The organism is Stenotrophomonas maltophilia (genome assembly GCF_001274595.1).
Lineage (GTDB): Bacteria > Pseudomonadota > Gammaproteobacteria > Xanthomonadales > Xanthomonadaceae > Stenotrophomonas > Stenotrophomonas forensis.
Genome location: NZ_CP011010.1, coordinates 2,345,456 through 2,365,548 on the forward strand (window position 1 = coordinate 2,345,456; position 20,093 = coordinate 2,365,548).

At 64.4% G+C, this 20,093-nt stretch carries 14 protein-coding genes; 8 read left to right on the top strand and 6 right to left on the bottom strand.

The window, feature by feature from the left end:
- Window positions 1-8: 8 nt before the first annotated feature.
- The 4 genes from VN11_RS10845 to VN11_RS10860 all read right to left on the bottom strand — a co-directional run bounded on the left by VN11_RS10845 (window position 9) and on the right by VN11_RS10860 (window position 7,292).
- Window positions 9-2,393 (bottom strand): TonB-dependent receptor plug domain-containing protein, encoded by a 2,385-nt coding sequence (locus VN11_RS10845; protein ID WP_053449740.1) that lies wholly within the window; start codon window positions 2,391-2,393, stop codon window positions 9-11.
- 199 nt (window positions 2,394-2,592) lie between these two features.
- Window positions 2,593-5,586 (bottom strand): Tn3 family transposase, encoded by a 2,994-nt coding sequence (locus tag VN11_RS10850; protein ID WP_053449741.1) that lies wholly within the window; start codon window positions 5,584-5,586, stop codon window positions 2,593-2,595.
- 24 nt (window positions 5,587-5,610) lie between these two features.
- Window positions 5,611-6,882, bottom strand: a complete 1,272-nt coding sequence (locus VN11_RS10855; RefSeq protein ID WP_080374912.1) for a site-specific integrase — start codon at window positions 6,880-6,882, stop codon at window positions 5,611-5,613.
- Window positions 6,879-7,292: a MerR family transcriptional regulator gene (locus VN11_RS10860; RefSeq protein WP_012480230.1), complete on the bottom strand. Its 414-nt coding sequence runs from the start codon at window positions 7,290-7,292 to the stop codon at window positions 6,879-6,881. The genes VN11_RS10855 and VN11_RS10860 overlap by 4 nt, the downstream gene beginning before the upstream one ends.
- Before the next feature lie 90 nt (window positions 7,293-7,382).
- On the opposite strand from VN11_RS10860, the gene VN11_RS10865 reads away from it, so the two are divergent.
- From VN11_RS10865 to VN11_RS10890, 7 genes are read left to right on the top strand one after another with little or no spacing between them, the layout of a single operon-like run.
- Window positions 7,383-9,341, top strand: a complete 1,959-nt coding sequence (locus tag VN11_RS10865) for an FTR1 family protein (protein ID WP_053449742.1) — start codon at window positions 7,383-7,385, stop codon at window positions 9,339-9,341.
- A 24-nt stretch (window positions 9,342-9,365) separates the two neighbouring features.
- Window positions 9,366-9,983, top strand: coding sequence for a cation transporter (locus tag VN11_RS10870; protein WP_053449743.1), 618 nt, complete (start codon window positions 9,366-9,368; stop codon window positions 9,981-9,983).
- Window positions 9,980-10,336, top strand: coding sequence for a hypothetical protein (locus VN11_RS21810; RefSeq protein WP_012480228.1), 357 nt, complete (start codon window positions 9,980-9,982; stop codon window positions 10,334-10,336). The genes VN11_RS10870 and VN11_RS21810 overlap by 4 nt, the downstream gene beginning before the upstream one ends.
- Before the next feature lie 55 nt (window positions 10,337-10,391).
- Window positions 10,392-11,669 carry a TolC family protein gene (locus VN11_RS10875; RefSeq protein WP_012480227.1) on the top strand — a complete coding sequence of 426 codons (1,278 nt, stop codon included), beginning with the start codon at window positions 10,392-10,394 and terminating at the stop codon, window positions 11,667-11,669.
- Window positions 11,666-12,616: an efflux RND transporter periplasmic adaptor subunit gene (locus VN11_RS10880; protein WP_021201906.1), complete on the top strand. Its 951-nt coding sequence runs from the start codon at window positions 11,666-11,668 to the stop codon at window positions 12,614-12,616. Before VN11_RS10875 ends, VN11_RS10880 begins: the two co-directional genes overlap by 4 nt.
- Window positions 12,617-12,624: 8 nt before the next feature.
- A complete protein-coding gene (locus tag VN11_RS10885; protein WP_019184736.1) occupies window positions 12,625-15,816 on the top strand; it encodes an efflux RND transporter permease subunit in 3,192 nt (1,063 codons plus the stop codon).
- Window positions 15,813-16,088: a hypothetical protein gene (locus VN11_RS10890; protein WP_019184735.1), complete on the top strand. Its 276-nt coding sequence runs from the start codon at window positions 15,813-15,815 to the stop codon at window positions 16,086-16,088. Before VN11_RS10885 ends, VN11_RS10890 begins: the two co-directional genes overlap by 4 nt.
- Before the next feature lie 15 nt (window positions 16,089-16,103).
- Here VN11_RS10890 and VN11_RS10895 read toward each other — a convergent pair whose 3' ends face one another.
- Together VN11_RS10895 and VN11_RS10900 are read right to left on the bottom strand one after the other, a co-directional pair.
- Window positions 16,104-17,201, bottom strand: coding sequence for a UvrD-helicase domain-containing protein (locus tag VN11_RS10895; protein WP_012480224.1), 1,098 nt, complete (start codon window positions 17,199-17,201; stop codon window positions 16,104-16,106).
- On the bottom strand, window positions 17,179-18,759 hold the full coding sequence (locus tag VN11_RS10900; RefSeq protein ID WP_026070029.1) for an ATP-dependent nuclease: 1,581 nt from the start codon (window positions 18,757-18,759) through the stop codon (window positions 17,179-17,181). Before VN11_RS10900 ends, VN11_RS10895 begins: the two co-directional genes overlap by 23 nt.
- 274 nt (window positions 18,760-19,033) lie before the next feature.
- On the opposite strand from VN11_RS10900, the gene VN11_RS10905 reads away from it, so the two are divergent.
- On the top strand, window positions 19,034-20,086 hold the full coding sequence (locus VN11_RS10905; protein ID WP_032961134.1) for a DNA-binding protein: 1,053 nt from the start codon (window positions 19,034-19,036) through the stop codon (window positions 20,084-20,086).
- The last annotated feature ends 7 nt before the right edge of the window (window positions 20,087-20,093 follow it).

A 20,093-nucleotide genomic window follows, 5' to 3' on the forward strand; every position in this document is an offset into this window, starting at 1 on the left:
GCGGGGCCCTACCAGCGATGGGTCAACGTCATGGACAGGAAGCGGCCAAGCGCCGTTGCATTGGTCGGGTCGAAACCGGTGTTGATGCTGTTGACGATGAAGGGTGGGTTCCTGTCGAACAGGTTCTGCACGTTGAAGGACAGCGAGGTGCCCTGTCCGGCGCCGGCAGAGTCGCTGAAGTCGTACTTGAGATTGAGGTCGACCGTTGTCCACGAGCTGACGTGGGGGTCGGCCCGGTTGGCGGGATCGCGATAGCTGTCCACGTAGTTCACGAACAGCCCGCCGGCGACCTGCCGGTGGCTCATGGCGAGGCCACCGCGCACCTTCAAGTCGACCGGGAAGTACACCGTGTTCACCGCGTCGACCTCGGGCGAGGTGGCGGTCACGCGGCGCTTGGAATCGATGATGTACTGGCCGGCAAGGTTCAACGCAAAGCGGGTCTGGCCGGCGTCGAAGTCGTAGGAGGCATTGAAATCGACGCCGCGTTGGGAAGTGAACGCGTTGTTGCGGAAGCGGTTGTCGAGGATGACCTCGCTGCTGGTTTCATCGGTACCTGGCGCCAGGGCATAAGGGCCTGCCCGCGATACGAACAGGCCCAGGCCGGAGGCGCCGAGCTGGCGCGCCTGCTGGATCTGCTGCGGCGTCGGGTTGACGGTCAGCAGGTCCGCATAGGGCGCGGTGGACTGCAGGAACAGCGATGGGAAGCTGCCACCGAAGCCGCTGCCGATCCGGTCGGCATACTCGATGTGATAGTAGTTCGCGTCAACCTTGAAGCCCGGCAGTGACGGGGGCGCGAACGAAAAGCCGCCGGTCCAGGTCTTGGCACGTTCAGGTCCCAGATCCGGGTTGCCGTTGGAGAGCATCATCAGCACGGTGCTTCCGCTGGCCGCGCTCGGGTTGGGTACCTTGGCCACCACCGCGGTGTTGTTCAGCTGCATGTCCTGGTAGACCGGCGCACGATAGGAGCGGCCGTAGCTGGTGCGGAATGAAAGTCCTTCCGTCGCTTCCCACAGCAGGCCCAGCTTGGGATTGAGGGTGGATCCGAAATCGCTGTAGTCGTCGTAGCGTGCGGCTGCAGTCAGTGACAGGCGACGAACGCCAGGCGTGTCTGCGAGCAGCGGAACATTGAGCTCAGCAAAGGCGGAGCGAATCGTGCGCTGCAGATCCAGCGGCTTCTCAAGGCCGCGGTGGTCGAGCAGTTCATAGCCATCTCGGCGGTAGCCCGCACCGAATGCCGCGCGCACGCCGCCGGCCGGGAGATTGAACAGCTCGCCGTCGGCAATCACTTCCAGATAGCGCGATTCGGAATTCGTATCCGTCGGCGGTGCGGTGCTGACCGAACTGCCCGAGATGGTGGTTCTCTCGTAGGAGACATCGCTCCTGCCGAATCCGGAGTTCAGGCGTGCCTGCCACTGGCGCGGAAGCTCGAGGGTAAGGCCGGCGAACACATCGAACTGCCGCGTATGCGGGAACAGGCGGGTTTCGTCGGCGGTTCCGGAAATGGTGGTGTCCATCTCGCGCCTGGCAAAGGAGCCGGTCAGGTTGAGCGTCAGCACATCGCTGAGTTCCTGCTCGCCATCCAGGTACAGGCTGTGCCGCTTCGATCCGGGATAGATGTCGTACGGCCTGACGGTAACGTTCCGGGAAAAGTCCTTGTCGACCGCAGCGAGGTTGGCCTGCTTCAGGAACTCGTAGCTGGCCATCATATGGCCCCCCTCCCAGGACCAGCCGGCGGACTGTGATGCCTGGTACTCGTCCATGTTGCCGCGGGTGACGCTGCCATAGCGGAGTGAGGTCTCATAGCCGGTGAAATCCCGGCGCAGAACGATGTTGACCACGCCGCCGACGGCGTCGGTGCCGTAGATGGCAGAGGCACCATCGGTAAGGATCTCCACGCGCTCGATGGCACTCAGCGGAATCAGCGAGATGTCGACGTACTGATAGCGGTTCGAGGAGGTCACACGGTGGCCGTTGATCAGCGTCAGCGTGGTGCCCGTTCCGAGGCCGCGCAGGTTGATGGCAGTGCCCTGGCCGAAGTTGTTGCCGGTGTCGCGGTCGACGCCGAGGTTGCCGACATTGGCGCCGTTGGCGCCGCCACCGAAGTTCTGCGGCAGCTTCTCGAAGAGCTGCTGCAACGAGGGCACCCCGCTTCGATCAATGGCCTCCCGGTCGATGACGATGACCGGGGAGGCACCGCCGCCAATGGCGTCGCGGATGTTGCTGCCAATGACCATCACCTTGTCCAGCGTGGCGGTGTCGGATCGCCGGTCGCCCTGGGTAGGGCTGGCGGGAGCGCCGGCGTCCTGCGCCATTGCCGGAGCGTTGAGCTGGAGTGCGGCGGCCAGGCTGGCGACCACCAGTGCCGCCGGCCTGGCGGTGGATGCGTTGTTCATGCCCCGGTCCATCGATCTCATCAGATGTTGGTCTGCGGCACGAGCCATCGCGCCTTCAATGGCGATGTTATATCATATCATTCGAGATGCGCGACGCCTCTTGAGGGTCGGCAGGGAATCATTACGTACAGGGCCAGAAGCTGCCTAAGCGACTGAATTTCAAGGTTGATTGCTCGTCTCTCGATCAGGTTCTCCCCATCTATGGGGTCTGTTCAAGCACCTTGGCTGTGTAGCTCAGCGGCGCCACTTCCCTTTCAAGATCCAGGTGGTAGTCGCCGAAGCGATTGATGTGGCTGGTCCGATAAGGCGACAGGCCGGCCAGGATCTCGGGCGTCAGTTCAATCCCCTCCTTCCTCATCTCGGCCAAGGTCCGGCTCATGCCTTCCACGTTGTGGAGGATGATCATGTTGGCCACCAGCTGGCTGTACTTGATGATCTTGCGCTGCTCGTGTTGGACGTTCTCAGCAATGATCCCCTGGCTGCCAAAGAACACCCATTTCACGAAGCCGTTGTATTCCTCGCTCTTGTTGGTGGCAGCATGGATCGTTTTGCGGATCTCATTGTCATCAATGTAGCGCAGCAAGAACAGCGTTCGAACGGCCTTGCCAAGTTCCCGGAAGGCGAAGTACAGCTTGTTCTTCCGGCTGTAGGTGCCCAGCCGGCGCAGGATCGAGGACGCGGTGATCTTGCCCAATCGGATTGAGATCACCACCCGCAGCATGTCGTGGAGATGGGTGGCGATCAGTTGCCAGTCGATGCTGTCCCCGAACAGTGCCTGGATGTTCTTATAAGCCCTACCCGGTTCGGGCCGAAAGAATGTCAGGTCCTTGATGTTCCGGATCCGGGGCATCAGCTGGATGCCCAGCATGTGGGCCAGGCCGAAGACCGGATAGCTTTGGGCCTGCGTGTCGCCATGGACGATCTCAGGCTGGATGTCGGAAGTGTTGGCCAACAGACCGTCGAGGATGTAGATGCCCTCGTGCACGCCACAGGGAATGAAGTGGCTGAACAGCGCTACGTATTTGTCGGACACGTGGTAGTAGCCGATGCCACCGTAGCCGCCGTAGCGGATGTGATACTCCGACAGCAGGTTGTCCTCGTAGACGCTCCACTTCGTGCCATCAGCTGATGCGCTCTTGCCGGCGCCCCAATAGCCAGGCAGGTCGAATTTGTTGTAGGTATTGATGACCTCCACGATGGCCTTCTCAAGCACATCCTCGGTCACGTATTTCAGGTTGAGCCAAGCGACTTGGCGCCGGCTGAAGCCCTTGATCGACCGCGCCGTCTGCGTCGGCCCCAGGTTGCAGCCGTAGCAGAATAGCGTGGTGATCACACGTCGGGGCAGATCTTCGACCTGGCTCTCGGTGCCGGCGATCGGGCGGAAGAAACGGTGCAGATCCAGCCATTGGCTGGCATCGATCAGGACATCGACGATGCTGGATTCTGGAAGCCGTTCGGCGATGAGGCGATCCACCGTGGTAATCGCGCTGGAGACTTCGGCGCGTTGCCCCTTCCGCAGCACCAGGCGCCCATCCAGGATGTCCGCATGTACGTTCTCCGGGAAACGCGCGTCGACCTCATCGGCCAGGGAGGTCAGTTGTGCACGTAATCCCGCCACGAAAGACTCGGCGTCGGTGGGCAGGCCTGACACCTGGCCGTAGGCTTCCAGTTCCTGGGCCAAGGTGGCTTCATCGACCAGCTGCTCACGGTAGTCATCAAACCGTTCGCTGCTGGGAATGAAGAGATCTCCGGACTTCAGTTCGTCCTTGACCTGCACCAGCACGGCCAGCTCGAAGTACTTACGGTGCATCCAGCCGGCGCCGGCTGCACTGGCCCGCTTGCCGAACACGTGCTGACACCAGAGCTTGGACATCCAGTCAAAGTCCTTTTCCGGGTCCAAACCGAGGGAGGCGACCTCGATCAGCTCACGGCGCTGGTTGCGCAGCGAGAGCACCGCTGCGATCAGCGGCTCCATGCCGGCGTCGTGGCTGGTCGCCCGAAGTTTCATCAGCTCCAGCCCATTGAACAGCAGCGGCCTGACCGCGCCATAGGGCTGCAGCATGAAAGGCAGGTAGTTCTTCCCGGCGTAGGCCATATGTTCTTCGCATTCGGCCAGCAAGGTCGACACTTCCGCTTCCAGGCTGTTGTCGATGGCATCCACGCGCTGACTATCGCTGCCGTCTAGCTGATAGGCCTGCAGGATTTCCTTGAGCTGGCCGATGAGGAAGTCGGCCCGTTTGGCATGTTCGAGCTGGTAGGCCAGCAATTTCTGCTGGGCCGTGTTCTCCAGCCCGCGCACCTGCTTGATGAACAACTCGGCTGCATCATCCAGTGTCTTGGCATGCTGGGCGCGAATGAAGATGGTGGCCAGCGCATAGCGCTTGTCCGGAGCCAGTTCGGCCAGCTCGCTGGCGTCATAGGCCCGAGCCATTGCACGGAACTGCTTGAGCTTGGGCACCGGCACATCGATGGGAGGCAGCTGGTCGGCCAACTGCTGCAGCATGCGGATGTGCTGCAGGTAGAACCGAACTTCCTTGTTGGTGGGCCGGCCGGGCTCGCGCTTGAGTGATTGCCAGCCGGTGAACCTGGACCCTTCCGGTGCGCGCAGCAGTTCGTCGATGAGCGTGCGCGTGGCAGGCGTCAGCGCGTGGCTGATGCTGCGGTAGTAGCCCAGATTGACCCGCTCACGGGCGCCGATGGCGGCCAGCTCCAGAGTGCGGAAACCGGGCAGTTCGTAGCGATGGTGCACCAGCTCTTCGAGCAGGACGTTCACGATGTCCGGGATGGTGTGCTTGGTCTGGGCTGCTCCGGTGGCCACTGTGTCCAGCCAAGCCAAGCCCGATTTATCCAGGGGACGTACCCCGATGAATTGCCGAAGCTGCGGCATATGCCGGCGCTGGCTGCCGGAAGCGTCGTAGCGTTCGAGCTGGTCGGTGTCCAATACGCGCCCGAGTCGGGCGGCCTTGGCGATGTGCTTCCGGATCCGCTCGGGTACGTCGGCCAACAGCGTGAAGTAGCCCAAGCGTTGGAAGAGCTTGAGATGAATCAGTACCGCCAGCTGCGGACCCGGCTGGGTGGTCAGCTGCTTGGCGAATGCAATCTCAGCGGCGGTCGGGGTATAGATCTCCTCCAGTTCCTTGGCGGTGGGATCAGGCTTCAGTCGCGGGTAGGCGGTCTCGTGAAGGGTAGCCATTGGATCCGGAGGGTGTGAGGGGGATCAGTCCCAGTGCCGGCCGTCGTCTGTACTGAGCGACGCTTCCAGGAAGCACTGGTGCGTATCGGCCATGCGGTGCATGTCATCGAGCAACGTGGCCAGGATTTCATCCAGATCCCTTTCGGGATCGGTGGGAGCAGTCAACTGGTACTCGCTGCTGGCGGTGTTCAGGCGCACAGCCTGGAACGGGGCCAAGCAGATCTCTTCAATTCGGCCTCGGGCCTTGGCCGCGCCGCGGCCCGTGCGGGCAAACGGGGTCAGCACCATGCGCAGGCGCAGCTGCAGGGCCGATTTGCCCTCCGGCGCCGGCAGTGCCATCGCCGGTACCGGCACGGTTGGACTGGGCAGGCTTGCTTCAATGCGGTCCCGGGCAAACGGGTCACGCCCGTCCAGGTAACGCATGGCCGACTGCACATCGCGCCAGCCCACGTACTCCATCAAGGCCTTCATGTCCCAGCCTTGGTCGTTGGCCCAGCTGGCAAAGCCGCGGCGCAACGAATGGCTGCTGTGGAGCCCCGCATCGGCAAAGCCGGCACTGGTCAGCAACTCGCGCAGCAGGCGCACCAAGCTGTTGGGATGCAGGCCTTCGGCGCTCACCTGGCCCCATTGGTTGACTGCCCGAAACACCGGCCCTTCTTGCAGGTCGGCCGCCTGCAGCCACGCCTGGGTCGCCTCCACCGGACATAACCGCGACAGCGCCGGCACCTTGTAGGTGACGCCGGCTGCCTGGCGATCACCCTTGCTGCGTGGCAAGAAGCAGGTCATCCCCTGTCCCGGCACCAGCGTGAGATGGGCCACGTCCAGACGCAGCAGTTCATCGCCACGGAATCCCCGCCAGAACCCGAGCAGCACCAGCGCTCGGTCTCGTTGATGGCGCAGCGCCGCCGGCCCATCGCCCCGGGCATGTGCCGCAGCGATCGCCGCGGCCAGCCAGTCATCGAGCTCGACCAGCCGCCGAATCTGGAGCGGCGCGGCTTGCTTGACCTGGCCCGGGTGCAGGGTCTGGATGCCTTTGAGCACCTTGCGCACCAGCGGCGATCGGGTCGGGTCGACAAAGCCGTGGTCGCGGTGCCAAGAGGCGATGGCCGCCAGACGTTGGCGGAGGGTGCTGGTCGCCAAGGTCTGCGCATAAGCGGCCAGGTACCGGGCCACGCTTTCAGGTGTCGCTGGGAGGTGGCCTTGCCATTCAACCTCGAAGTGCCGCAGCGCCGACGCATAGCTGCGCACCGTGTTCTGGCGCGTGGCCGCATCGAGGTAGCGGTCCAGTTCGGTCACTGGCGCGTGGCCTCCACCGAGGTCGTCTGGCGCAGCGTCGACAGGATGGTGCATTCCGCCCGCTGCCCGCCATGGCAACTGGCAATCACCCGTTCCAGCTCGCTGGCCATGCGCTGCAGGTCGGCCATGCGGGCGCGCACGTCGGCCAGATGGCTGCGGGCCAACCGGTCCACGTCCCCGCACGAAAGCTCCTCATCGCCGGCCAGCTGCAGCAGGCTGCGGACCTCCTCCAGGCTGAAGCCCAGGTCCCGGCCACGCGCAATGAAGCGCAGCCGCTCGATGTCGGCCGGGCCATAGACCCGGTAGCCGTTGCCCGTGCGCCCCGGGCGCGGCAGCAACCCGATCCGCTCGTAATAGCGAATCGTCTCCAAGTGGCATCCGCTGGCGTCGGCAGCCTCACTGATTTTCATTCGTAGTACGCTTGACTCCGTAGTAGCTACGGACTTTACGCTGAACCCGTATCCGCCGCCACTCCGGCCGCGGCGCTGCATGTGACGACCATGCCACTGCCCATCGCCTTGATTCGCTACTGCCTGATTGCCTTGCTGATCGGCTGGGTTCTGCCCGCTTCTGCTCAGGCGGAGCCTGCCGCAGCAGACCTGCGCCAAACCTGGCAGATGCTCGATTACATCGCGGTCGACTACCCCGGCGCGGTCCAGGCCGGTCGCGTAATTGCCCCCAACGAATACGCCGAAATGAGCGAGTTTGCCGGCGCCGTGCGCAGTCAGCTGGCAGCATTGCCCGGTGGCCAGAACCAGCAGGAGCTGACGGCCCAGGCCGACCGCCTGGTCCAGGCGGTGGCAGAGAAGGCCGACCCGGCGCAAGTGGCAACGTTGGCGCGCGGGCTCGGCACGACGCTGTTGGCCCGCTACCCGATCGGCGCTGTTCCGGCGAGCGCGCCGAAGACCTCCCAGGCCGCGTCCATCTACAGCCAGCAGTGCGCGGCCTGTCACGGCCCCACAGGTCACGGTGATGGCCCCGCCGCGCAAGCGTTAAGTCCGCCGCCGATCGCGTTCACCGATGCCACTCGCGCCGCGCAGCGAACGCCGCTGTCGTTGTACGAGGTCATTTCCCAGGGTGTGCCGGGTACCGGCATGGTCAGCTTCTCTGGGCTGTCAGAAAGTGATCGCTGGGCGTTGGCATTCTATGTGGGCAGCTTGGGGTACTCCTCGCAAGCCAAGGCTCAAGGTGAGGCGTTATGGCGCACCAGTGCCGAGGCCCATACGCACATTCCCTCGCTCGAAGCGCTGACACGCACGCGAGAGGCCGATCTTGCCACCACGATGCCCGCCGATCAGGCAAACGCGATCATCGCCTACCTGCGTTCGCAGCCACAGGCAGTAAACGAAGCGGTACCAGGAGCCGATCGCTTTGCGGTGGCGCGGCAGCGACTGGCCGCCAGCCAGCGCGCTTACGCTGATGAGGACCTGGCTCAAGCCAAAAAGCTTGCGCTCTCGTCCTATCTGGATGGTGTAGAGCCGCTTGAACCCACGCTGGCCACGCGCAATCCGTCATTGCTGCGAGAGATCGAGACGGCCATGGCAGGCTACCGCGCGCAGCTGGATCAGCATGCGCCCGCGGCTGACGTTGCCGGGCAGGCAGCGCATATTGCCCAGCTGTTTGATCGCGCGGACGTGGCGCTGCAGGACACCCGAATAGGCGCCAGCACCGCGTTTCTAGGCAGCTTTACCATCTTGGTACGCGAAGGACTGGAAGCGCTGCTGATCGTGATTGGTATCGTGGCGTTCTTGCGTAAAGCCGAGCGGTCTGATGTGTTGCCGTATGTGCATGCGGGTTGGATCTGCGCGTTGTTGGCAGGCGCAGCTACCTGGGCAGTGGCCACTTACTTTGTTGATATCAGCGGTGCGAACCGGGAAGTCACTGAGGGCGTCTCGGCCTTGTTCGCTGCCGCTGTCCTGCTCAGCGTAGGCATCTGGATGCACCAAAAGAGCCTTGCAGGGCGGTGGCAGGAGTACCTGCACGCCAAGCTGACGACTGCGCTGACACGGCGCTCGGCTGTTTTCCTGTTCATGCTGGCCTTTGTCGCGGTGTACCGCGAGGTGTTTGAGACGATCTTGTTCTACATCGCGATGTGGAGCGATCAGGCGTCCACCGCCATCCTCGCAGGCCTGGTGGCGGGAATCGCGGTGTTGGCTGCGGTGGCGTACTGGATGCTGCGCATGAGCAGGCGGCTGCCGATTGGCCGGTTCTTTTCGATCAGCTCGATTCTCATCGCGGTGATGGCGGTCATCCTGATCGGTAAAGGCGTGGCCGCGTTGCAGGAAGCGGGCTGGATCTCTCAAACACCGCTCGCGTTGCCGCGCATCGAGTGGATCGGCCTGTATCCCACCTGGCAGTCGCTGCTGGCGCAGGTATTGGTAGGCACCGCCGCCATCGTGGGGTTCCTCGCCAATGCCCGTTCCGGTGTGCGTAGACAGCCAGGCGCAAACAAGCAATGAAACAACACAGCAGAGGACCAAGACATGAGTGATTGCGGGTGCCACCACGAAGCCAAGAACAAGGAGGAGCGACGCATCCTCTGGATCGCCTTGGTCCTGAATGCAGCGATGGCCGTGATCGGCGGCACTGCCGGCTGGATTGCCCATTCCACCGGGCTGCTGGCTGACGCGCTGGACATGCTGTCTGACGCCACCGCCTATGCCATTGGCCTGGTCGCTATCGGGCGCACGGCGCGCTTCAAGGCCAACGCCGCGTGGGTCAGTGGCAGCGTGCTGCTGGTGCTGGGCGTAGGCGTGCTGGTCGAAGTCGGCCGCCGGGTGATGTACGGCGCCGAGCCGGTCAGCGGTTGGATGATCGGTACCGCTCTGGTCTCGCTGGCCGTGAACCTGAAGGTGCTCCGTATGCTCGCCCCCTTGAAGTCTGGCGAAGTGCATCTGCGAGCGACCTGGCTGTTTACCCGCGCCGATGTGGTGGCCAACGTTGGGGTGATTCTGGCCGGCCTGTTGGTGTGGTGGCTGGCCAGCCCCTACCCGGATTTCGTGATCGGCGCCCTGATCGGCCTGTATGTGATCAAGGAGGCTTTCGAGATCTTGGGTGATGCTCGCCGGGCGCGTGCCGACGCGCGCAAAACGCCTGCATGACAGCGCTTGGCCGGCTGAGCTGTGGCCTGCGCTGGCTGCTGCTGGCGCACTTGGCCGTGGGCCTTGTGACGCAGCCGGTGCTGGCAGTGGTTGGCGAGCTCCATGCTCAAACCCATCTGGCCGCGGCCGACCATGACCCGGCAGTGGCATCACCAGCTTCCGAGCGTGGCGTAGACGCCGCGCTGCACCGGCTACAGCAGCTGGTGCTGTGCTGTAGCCAGGCCGCGCCGGCTCCAGAAATAGTGTTGGCCATTGCTCATATCGGCCGGCATTGGCCGTCGGCGACAGCCCATGCGGACAGATATCGGCATGAGCACCTGCTCGCGCCGTTCCGGCCGCCGATCGCAGGGTGATGCGCGCCGGCGTGCGCCGGATCCCTGTTGGCTATCGAAAATTCTGGAGTACTTCATGCATGTGCGATTGGCGGCCCTGGCCGCGTGGCTACTGTTGAGCGCGGCGGCAACGCCGGCGACAGCAGAAGAGCTGATGACCTTGGACGACGCGTTTGCACGCGTGGCCCAAACCCACCCCGAGCTGCGCCTGGTCGATGCGCGAGCCACGGTGCTCGCTGCCGAGCGCGACCAGGCCGTGCAGCGGCCACCGTGGACGTTGGGGGCGGAGGTTGAAAATGCGCTGGGCACGGGCGCGGCCCGTGGCCTGGACAGCGCGGAGTTGACCTTGAGCCTGAGCTCGGTCCTGGAGCGCGGCGGCAAGCTCGACGCCCGCCGCACCTTGGCCCAAAGCCGGATTGATGCACTGGCCGTGCAGCGCGAGACCGGGCGGCTGGACCTGCTCGCCGAGACGGCGCAGCGCTATTTGGCCGTTGTCGGTGCCGACCGGCAACGCAGCCTGGCGAACATGGATGTCGGCCAGCGCCAGCGGACCGTCGCCGCTGCCCGGCAGCGCCTGCAGGCTGGCGCGTCTCCCGAATCGGTGATGCTCACCGCACAAGCAGCACTGGCGAGAGCAGAATTGACCCGTGATCGGGCCGAGCAGCAGCGCATTGCCGCCCGGCAGCACCTTGCTGCCCTCTGGGGCGAACGTGCTCCGAGCTTCGAGGTGGCCGCGGCGGATCCCATGACCCTGCCGGCGATCGCGTCCATGCAGTCGCTGGCCGAGGAATTGGAGCGCACTCCCGAGTTGGCGCAGTTTGCCGATGCCCGCCGGATCGCGCAGGCACGACTGCAGCTGGCGCGTTCGGCGGCCTCGCCGGACTTGTCGTGGCAGCTGGGCGTGCGCCGCCTGCAGGAGACTGACGACACCGCGCTGGTGGCCAGCCTGTCCATGCCACTGGGCAGCCGCAGCCGCGCGCAGCCGGAGATCCGCGCCGGCGAAGCCGAGCTGGAGGTTCTGACGATCGAGCGCGAGGCCAAGGGCCTGTCGCTGTATTCCACGCTGGTCGAAGCCCATGGTCGCTACACCGTGGCGCAGGCCGAGGTGGCACGGCTGCAAGGCGAGGTGCTGCCGAAGTTGGCCCGGGCTGAGCAGGCCGCCGAGCGCGCCTATCGCGCCGGCGCGATCAGCTACCTGGAATGGGCACAGCTGCAGTCCGAACGCACGGCCATGGCCCAGCAGCAGCTGGACGTGGCGCTCGATGCGCAGCGCGCCCTGATCGAAATTCAACGCCTGACCGGCCAGGCGCTTGTCGCGCCGCCGGCGGCTGCTTCCACCGGAGAGACCCCATGAATCGCTTTTCCTGGACCGCACTGGGCATGGCCCTGATGATGCTGGCCGCCTGCAACGCGTCGGCCCCCAACGAAGCGTCCGAAGGCGGCGCCGCCGCTGAGGGCGAAGAGCACGGCGAGCACGAGGAAGCGCCGCTGGAAACCAAGATTGCCGCCAAAGCTGCGCAGGCAGCGGGTATCCAGGTCGCACCGGCAGGCCCCGGTGAGATTGCTGACGAGCATGAGGTGCAAGGGCTGTTGACCCCGATTGACGGTCGCATCGCGCAGGTCACGGCACGCTTCCCCGGACCGGTCCGCTCCGTGCGTGCGGGCGTGGGTGATCAGGTACGGGCCGGCCAGGCACTGGCCACGGTAGAGAGCAACCTGAGCCTGACCACCTATACCGTCACCGCGCCGATCAGTGGCGTGGTCATGGCGCGCACGGCCGCCGTAGGCATGGCCGCCGCTGAGGGCGCGCCGCTGTTTGAGGTCGCCGACCTGTCCACGCTGTGGGTGGACCTGCACATCTTCGGCGCCGACGCCCAGCACATCGGTGCTGGCGTGCCGGTGACGGTTACCCGCTTGAGCGATGGCGTCACCGCACAGACCACCTTGGAGCGCGTCCTGCCCGGCACCGCCACCGCCAGCCAAAGCACCATTGCGCGCGGCACGGTGGCCAACACCGATGGCCTGTGGCGGCCGGGGTCGGCGGTCAAGGCGCGGGTCACCGTGGATCGCCAATCGGCAGCGTTGGTGGTGCCGATCACGGCGCTGCAGACCGCAGAAGACCAGGACGTGGTCTACGTGCAGCAGGGCGAAACCTACCACACCCGGCCGGTGAAGCTGGGGCGCCGCGACGCCGAACGCGCCGAAGTACTGGAAGGCCTCAAGGCCGGTGAACAGGTGGTGGTGGCCCAAAGCTTCCTGATCAAGGCCGACATCGAAAAGTCCACCGTGGAAGAAGAATGAGGCCCGCCATGCTCGAACGCCTCATTGGGCTGTCCATCCGCCATCGCTGGCTGACGCTAGTGCTCACCGCTGCGCTGGTTGCGCTGGGCGTGTGGAGCTACCGTCACCTTTCCATTGACGCCACACCCGACATCACCAACGTCCAGGTCCAGATCAACACCCAGGCCCCGGGTTACTCGCCGCTGGAGGCCGAACAACGGGTCACCTTTGCCATCGAAACGGCCATGGCCGGTCTGCCCAAGCTGGACTACAGCCGCTCGCTGTCGCGCTACGGGCTTTCGCAGGTCACCGTCGTCTTCAAGGACGGCACCGACCTGTACTTTGCCCGCCAGCAGGTCGCCGAGCGCCTGCAGCAGATCGCCTCCCAGCTTCCCGAAGGGTTGGACCCGGAAATGGGGCCGATCTCCACCGGGTTGGGCGAGATCTTCATGTACACCGTGGAGGCCGAGCCCAACGCTCGCAAGCCCGACGGCACCCCGTACACGGCCACGGACCTGCGCACCCTGCAGGACTGGGTGATCCGGCCGCAGCTGCGCACCACGCCCGGCGTCACCGAGGTCAACACCATCGGCGGCTTCGAGCGGCAGATCCACATCACTCCCGATCCAGCTCAGTTGGTGGCGCTGGGCTTCACGTTGAACGACGTGGTCGCCGCGGTCATGCGCAACAACCAGAACATCGGCGCCGGCTACATCGAGCGCAACGGACAGCAGTTCCTGGTGCGCGTGCCGGGCCAGCTAGCCAATCTGGAGGCAATCGGCAACATCGTGCTGGACCGGCGCGATGGCGTGCCCATTCGGGTGCGCGACGTCGCTAGCGTGGGCGAAGGCAAGGAGCTGCGCACGGGCGCGGCCACCCAGAATGGCCACGAGGTCGTGGTCGGTACCGCCTTCATGTTGTTCGGCGCCAACAGCCGGGAAGTCTCCCAGGCGGCCGCGGCCAAGCTGGATGCCGCCAACGCCAGCCTGCCTGCCGGCGTCCATGCCAAGGCCGTCTATGACCGCACCGCGCTGGTGGATCGCACCATCGGCACGGTGTCCAAGAACCTGATCGAGGGCGCGCTGCTGGTGGTGGTGGTGCTGTTCCTGCTGCTGGGCAATGTGCGCGCCTCGTTGATCACCGCGGCGGTGATCCCGTTGGCGATGCTGTTCACCATCATCGGCATGGTGCGTGGCGGCGTGTCGGGCAACCTGATGAGCCTGGGCGCGCTGGACTTCGGCCTGATCGTGGACGGGGCGGTGATCATCATCGAGAACTGTCTGCGCCGGTTCGGCGAGGCGCAGCACGCGCTGGGCCGCCAGCTCAACGATGAAGAGCGCTATGACCTGACCGCCTCGGCCACCGCCGAGGTGATCCGTCCCAGCCTGTTTGGCCTGGGCATCATCGCCGCGGTCTACCTGCCGATCTTCGCGCTGTCCGGGGTAGAAGGAAAAATGTTCCACCCGATGGCGATCACGGTGGTGCTGGCCCTGACCGGCGCCATGGTGTTGTCGCTGACCTTCGTGCCGGCGGCGATCGCCAGCTTCCTGCGCGGCCGTGTGGCTGAGCACGACAACCGCCTGATGCGCTGGTCGCGTGCCCGTTATACGCCGCTGCTGGATTGGGCCCTGCGTCGGCGCGTGGTGGTGCTGGCCGGCGCGGCCGTGCTGGTGGTGGGCTGTGGCGTGCTGGCCACCCGCTTGGGTTCGGAGTTCGTGCCGAGCCTGGATGAGGGCGACATCACCTTGCAGCCCATGCGTATTCCCGGCACCAGCTTGGAGCAGTCGGTGGCCATGCAGGAAACGCTGGAGAAGCGCCTGGCCCAGTTCCCGGAGGTGGCCAACATCTTCTCAAAGATCGGCACCGCCGAGGTGGCCACCGATCCTATGCCGCCGTCGATGGCCGACACCTTCCTGATGCTCAAGCCCCGCGACCAGTGGCCCGACCCGCGCAAGCCCAAGGCCGAGCTGGTGGAAGAGCTGGAGGCGGCGGCCAAGGAAATCCCGGGCAGCAACTACGAGTTCACCCAGCCCATCCAGATGCGCACCAACGAGTTGATCTCCGGCGTCCGTTCGGACGTGGCGGTCAAGGTCTACGGCGACAACCTTGACCAGTTGACGCGCCTGGCCAGCCGGGTCGAGCGGGTCATGCGTAGCGTCCCCGGCGCCGAAGACGTCAAGGCCGAGCAGGTCTCCGGCCTGCCGCTGCTGACCATCACGCCAGATCCGGCGGCATTGGCACGGTATGGCCTGAACCCGGGCGATGTGCAGGAAACGGTGGCCACCGCCATTGGGGGCAGTGTTGCCGGCCAGTTGATCGAGGGCGACCGCCGCTTCGACCTGGTCGTGCGCCTGCCCGAAGCGCAGCGCCAAGACCCCGCTGTGCTGGCAGATCTGCCCATTCCGCTGCCGGCAAGCACCAGTGTCGATGAGTCCAGCCGTCTGGCCGCCGGCGCCAATGGGGGGCCTCGCACGGTGCCGCTGCGGGAAGTGGCGAAGATCCAGGTAGAGCGCGGGCCCAATCAGATCAACCGCGAGAACGGCAAGCGCCGCGTGGTGATCACCGCCAACGTGCGCGAGCGCGATCTGGGCGGGTTCGTCGGCGAGTTGCGCACACGCATCGGCCAGGATGTCGCGCTTCCAGAGGGCTACTGGATCGATTACGGCGGCACCTTCGAGCAGCTGATCTCGGCCACCCAACGCCTGGGCGTGGTCGTTCCGGTGACACTGGCGTTGATCTTCGCTCTGCTATTCATGGCCTTCGGCTCGGCCAAGGATGCGGCCATTGTGTTCAGTGGCGTGCCGCTGGCGCTGACCGGCGGTGTGCTGGCACTGGCTCTGCGCGGGATTCCGTTGTCGATCTCTGCCGGCGTGGGCTTCATCGCGCTGTCGGGCGTGGCCGTACTCAACGGGCTGGTCATGATCGCCTTCATCCGCCGTCTGCGCGAACAGGGCGATCCGCTAGACGACGCTGTGCGCGACGGCGCCCTTGGACGCCTGCGACCGGTGTTGATGACCGCCCTGGTAGCCTCGCTGGGCTTCCTACCCATGGCCTTGAATGTCGGTGCTGGCTCGGAAGTGCAGCGGCCGCTGGCCACTGTCGTCATCGGCGGCATCGTCTCATCCACCGCATTGACCTTGTTGGTGCTGCCGGTGCTCTATCGTTGGCTGCATCGCGACCGAGCTCCCCGCGCCGGTAGCACTGCTTTGGAGTCCCCATGAACGAGCTCAACCTGGAACAGGTCCGTGCGGCGATGTTTACCGACCCGGGCGTGAAAGCGGTGGACGACCTGCGCCTGGTCGCCGGTGAGCATGGCCGTGCGATCGCGGCCACCATCACGGTCGCGGCGCCCTCGGTCGACCTGGACCTGGTGCATGCTGTGATTGCCCAGGTCCTGGCCGATCAATTCGGCATCGATCAGATCATGCTGTGTTTCAACGACCCGGGCCCGGTACCGCCGCCGCCCACCGCGGCGCCGTTAAAGAAGATGTGATCGCAGCCCCTGGCTCTATGCGTCTGCGCTGGCAGGCGCATAGAGCTGATGACCCGGCAACGCGCACGCGCCGGCATACACAAAGGCCACGCTTTGCCGCGCCCGGGTGAAGGCCACGTAGTATTTCGGCGGCGCGGTGATACGCGCTGCATCGGCCGTGCGCAGGTACTGCGTCAACGGCCCGTTCGGAAAGATGAGGACCCGACTGTAGGTGCGGCCCTTGCACTGCCCAAAGTTCACCGCCGGCAGTCCGTCGCACGCCTGCCGCCGGTCATGCCGGAGCACGGTGGGGGCGAACTCCTGCATGTACGCGGCCACATCCCCTGGAGCGACGAGGTAGATGCCATCGTGTCCGGTGACCTCGCCATTGCCTGATTGGGTCCGCGGCATCTGCGGATAGAGCGTGTCAGCCATATCGCACAGGGCCTGGACGCAGCGCAGACTGGTGAGGCGGTGATCCAGCCGGCATAAGCCGTCGGCCTCCCAAATCTGAAACAGCGCTGCCAGATTCGGACCACGGTATTGGCTGTACCTTTGCGCATAGTTGGTGGCATACGTGGCTTGGCGCGTATCGCCTACCAACGTGATGGCAATCTCGCTCTTCAACAGCCGTTCGACCAGATCCAGATCAAAGCCGGCCAGATCCTGGACTTCGTCGATGTAGAGCTCGTCGTACATCGCCGCCAATCGCGCCACGACCTGGCCTTGGGTCAGCTCATCGCAGCGCACAGCGAAATCGGCCGCTCGGTCCGAATACATCCGGTTGCCCGCCAGGTAGTGGCGCGCCACCTGGGTGCGTGGGGCGCGGTTGTTGGTGACACCTTCTACGAACAGGATGGTCTCGATGCGAGGCTCAGGGCAAAGCGCAGCCTGGTACGGGCGAATGCACTGGCGCAGCAGAAAGCCATACCAGCTGTGCAAGGTGACATGCGCGGGGACCGCGCCTGCGTGGGCCTCAAACGAGCGCCGGATCTCTTCCAGGTTTTCCAGCGTGTAGGTGACAATCGCGATGCGGCGCCCAGGTCGCTCCAAGGCCTGCCGGACCAGCAACGTGGTCTTGCCCGAGCCGGCTGCCGAGAGCAGGACCCGGTTAGGTGATGGCACGCTGGACATAGTCCGGGAACCTGATCGAGTGCGGGCTATTGAAAATCGCCAAGGCCGTATCGGTCTTATGGCCCTTCATGTACTTGAGCAGCGCCACCTCATCGGCAAAGGCCTTGCCCAGCACGGTATTGAGTTCGGCCAGCGAGTTGGCTTTGATCAGCTGCTCTTCCAGCGAAGGGGCGCTCTCGTCGGAATCGTAATAGATCGCGTTGATGTGCTCGGCATAGCGCTCTTGCACAACTGCGATATCACCGTCGTTGTCGGTGATCACCTTGGCCTGAATCCTCAGTCGATCGGCAATCTGCAAGAAGCGTTTGAATGCCAACGACTTGACCGAAATGATGTCTACGCCGTGAGCCATCGGCGCCACGCCGTGATGGTCACTGTAGGCACGCTGCACGATCAGTTCGTCGGAAGGGCCTTCCACCAGGATCGCCTGCTTGGCCAGGATCAACCGCAGCGTGTCGTGGCCCGGCAGCTTCATGAAATAGTCGTGGGTATCGCTGGGCAGCTGGTCCAGCTTCATCTGGCCTTGCGCGCTGAACAGGATCACGTTGTCCACGCCCAGCTTGTTCAACACGAAGCTGCTGTGGGTGGCGATGATCACCTGCTGGGCGGTGGAGAGGGCCGCAATCTTGTCGATCAGCTGGGTCATGCTGGAATAGGACAGATGGTTCTCCGGCTCCTCGATCAGCAGCACGTGAGCCGCGCCGGCCGCGTGCATCGCCAGCTTCATCTTCACCGCGCTTTGCTCGCCCTTGCCGGCCTGGGTGAACGGGAGCTCATCCAGGTAGGGTGACAGGCTGGTTTCCCACGTTGAGCGCGGCGATGTGTCCACGCCTACCGTCAATGCCCTGTGGCTGATGTCCCCGGTGTGCTCGGTCAAGTAGGCATTGATCGCTGCCACATCCGCTTCTTCGGAAAAGCTCTGCCGCATGCGGCGGAAGCTCAGCGACAGCGAGACGCGCTGCGCAGGCGTCAGTGCCTGCTCGATGATGCCGGCGATATAGCGATCGGCACCGGACAAGGTCTTGATGCCGTGCGTGTCGATGATGGTCGAGTCGAACGGAATACTACGGGCGGTGACGCCATTGTTGGCGAAGGAGTACCAGCGCACCGTGTAGTACTCCACCGGCAGGCTGACCGCGCCCTGGTGCTGCTGCAGGTAGGCGTTGAACTCCTCGCGGTAGTCGTCGTTGAGCTCGACCAGCAGCCGGATGCCGGCGGTATCCAGACGCAGGGAGTTGTTGGTGCCGCGTAACGACGCCAGCGCGGCGTCGGCGCCCAGATAGGCTTCGATGGAGATCCGTGGCGGCGAGGCCGGCGTGCCCGTGGCAAGCGCTCCCAAGTACTCCTGCACCGTGGGCTGGTGGAACAGGTAGGGCGTGAGCTCGTAGGCAAGATTGCGCCCATGCAGCTGGCCGGTGACCACCGCGTGGATGGCCTCCAGCAGGGTGGATTTACCGACCTCGTTGTCGCCCACCACCAGGTTCATGTGGGCATTGAGGGGCAGGTCCAGATGGCGAAACGACTTGAAGTTGTCGATGACGATACGTTCGATCGGCATGCACAGTCCTTTGATGGCCAACGGGCTCGGTGGCGGAGCCTGCCTGCACCCTGGCTGGCCTCCTTTCCGCTCTGGGCCATACTACCCAGCGATCGCCGGCCCTGGGCGGTTTCGTACTGCTTGGGACGCCGGGAAGGGTCAGAATCCGCCTTACGCGGGATAATTCAATATTATCCCGTATAACTATTTTCGCCGACGAGCGGTCGTCTACCTGCTTTAATAGTATGTAATTACATGGTATGTAATACATTACGAAATAAAGTGGGGTGGCACGATGGCGCGCGCAGGACTCTATAAGAGTGACGTCCAGAAGGCGCGCGACGCGCTGCTGGCCCAAGGCAAGAAGCCGTCAGTCGACGCGGTGCGAGTGGCCTTGGGCAACACGGGCTCCAAGACCACGATCCACCGCTACTTGCGTGAACTGGAAGGAGAGGAAGGCGGCGGTCCGGCGAGGACGGTAGCCGTTAGTGATGCTTTGCAGGACTTGGTTGCGCGCTTGGCCTCGCGGCTCCAGGAGGAAGCAGAGGCCATCCTCACCCAGGAGCGTGAGCGCCATCAGGCTGAGCTCCACAGTCGGCAACAGGCGCTTTCCGGTGCCCAAGAGGAGGCTGCCGCCTTGAGCAGTCGGCTGCAGCGCACCGAAGCAAGCCTGCACCAAGAGCAAGCTGCTCACGCCCTCCTTCAACAGAATCTAGGTGACAGGATCGCGGAAATCGCCCAGTTGAACGAGCGCATCGCTGGCATGACGGTGCGGCTGGCTGATCATGAGGCGCATACGCGTTCTCTGGAGGACAAGCATGCCCATGCCCGGGAAGCGCTTGAGCACTACCGCACTTCAACCAAAGAGCAGCGTGAGCAAGAGCTTCGCCGTCACGAGCATCAGGTCCAAGAGCTGCAAGTAGCCTTACGTCAGGCCAATGAAGCCTTGGGCGCGAAGAATCAGGAGCTGTTGGTGCTGAACCGCGACAATGGTCAATGGCTGGAGCGCCACGGGCGGATTGAGCGTGAGCTTGCCCAGCTACGACAGGCCCACGAAGGCCAACACAGCGAGGTCGTGGCGTTGCGCCAGACCGCGACGGACTATTTGGCACTGCAGGAGCGCTGGAAGACTGACGCCAAGACCTTGGATACCATGCGCAACGAGCTAGCTCAAGTTCAAGACACCCTTGCGCGGGAGCGTGAGCGCCGCGAGAGCGCTGAAGCCGATGCGTTGCGTGCCAATGCACGTCTTGAAGCGCTAGAGCCTCTACTGAATCAACTGACGCCAGCACAAAATGCGGTGAAGAAAACTCGGCGCGGCCATGCGCAAGATGGGGGAGCCGACTGACGAGGCT

Coding starts and splice junctions, on each gene's coding strand:
- VN11_RS10845 (WP_053449740.1), bottom strand. CDS start 2,393: ATGAACAACGCATCCACCGCCAGGCCGGCGGCACTGGTGGTCGCCAGC.
- VN11_RS10850 (WP_053449741.1), bottom strand. CDS start 5,586: ATGGCTACCCTTCACGAGACCGCCTACCCGCGACTGAAGCCTGATCCC.
- VN11_RS10860 (WP_012480230.1), bottom strand. CDS start 7,292: ATGAAAATCAGTGAGGCTGCCGACGCCAGCGGATGCCACTTGGAGACG.
- VN11_RS10865 (WP_053449742.1), top strand. CDS start 7,383: ATGCCACTGCCCATCGCCTTGATTCGCTACTGCCTGATTGCCTTGCTG.
- VN11_RS10870 (WP_053449743.1), top strand. CDS start 9,366: ATGAGTGATTGCGGGTGCCACCACGAAGCCAAGAACAAGGAGGAGCGA.
- VN11_RS21810 (WP_012480228.1), top strand. CDS start 9,980: ATGACAGCGCTTGGCCGGCTGAGCTGTGGCCTGCGCTGGCTGCTGCTG.
- VN11_RS10875 (WP_012480227.1), top strand. CDS start 10,392: ATGCATGTGCGATTGGCGGCCCTGGCCGCGTGGCTACTGTTGAGCGCG.
- VN11_RS10880 (WP_021201906.1), top strand. CDS start 11,666: ATGAATCGCTTTTCCTGGACCGCACTGGGCATGGCCCTGATGATGCTG.
- VN11_RS10885 (WP_019184736.1), top strand. CDS start 12,625: ATGCTCGAACGCCTCATTGGGCTGTCCATCCGCCATCGCTGGCTGACG.
- VN11_RS10890 (WP_019184735.1), top strand. CDS start 15,813: ATGAACGAGCTCAACCTGGAACAGGTCCGTGCGGCGATGTTTACCGAC.
- VN11_RS10895 (WP_012480224.1), bottom strand. CDS start 17,201: ATGTCCAGCGTGCCATCACCTAACCGGGTCCTGCTCTCGGCAGCCGGC.
- VN11_RS10900 (WP_026070029.1), bottom strand. CDS start 18,759: ATGCCGATCGAACGTATCGTCATCGACAACTTCAAGTCGTTTCGCCAT.
- VN11_RS10905 (WP_032961134.1), top strand. CDS start 19,034: ATGGCGCGCGCAGGACTCTATAAGAGTGACGTCCAGAAGGCGCGCGAC.